This is a genomic window from Pseudomonas sp. MWU13-2100 (genome assembly GCF_023242365.1).
Taxonomy (GTDB): Bacteria; Pseudomonadota; Gammaproteobacteria; order Pseudomonadales; family Pseudomonadaceae; genus Aquipseudomonas.
The window spans coordinates 1-511 of sequence record NZ_JALLIX010000144.1; the positions used below are offsets into that span (position 1 = coordinate 1).

General features: G+C 63.0%; 1 protein-coding gene. It reads right to left on the bottom strand.

From position 1 onward, the window contains the following. A partial coding sequence (locus tag M5B99_RS29765; RefSeq protein ID WP_248807477.1) for a transposase occupies positions 1 to 511 on the bottom strand: 511 nt, incomplete at both ends.

The following is a 511-nucleotide window of genomic DNA, read 5'->3' on the forward strand; positions in this document are numbered from 1 at the left end:
CAACATCGCCCCGACCAGCCGGGTGATCGCCGGGTCGTTTGGGAAGATCCCTACGACTTCGGTTCGGCGCTTGATCTCGGCGTTGAGCCGTTCCAGCGGGTTGGTGCTGTGCAACTGTTGCCGGTGTGCCTTGGGGAACGCCATGTGGGCCAGCACTTCATCCTCGCAGCCGTCCATGAGCACGGCGATCTTGGGGTACTTTTCCCGTAGCTGATCCGCTACCAGGCGCCATTGCTGATGGCATTCGGTTCGGCTGTCCTGGGCGAAGACGGTGCGTAGCAACGCCGCCACCATGGTGCGCTGGCCCTTGCCGACATGGGCCATGGCGTTGCGCATGAAGTGTACCCGGCAGCGTTGCCAGGTCGCGTGGAAGACTTTGGAAACGGCAGCCTTGAGCCCTTCGTGGGCATCAGAGATCACCAGCTTTACACCACGCAAGCCGCGTCGCATCAGGCTTCGCAGGAAGTCCGTCCAGAACGGCTCTGCTTCCGAGGGACCGACGCGCATGCCC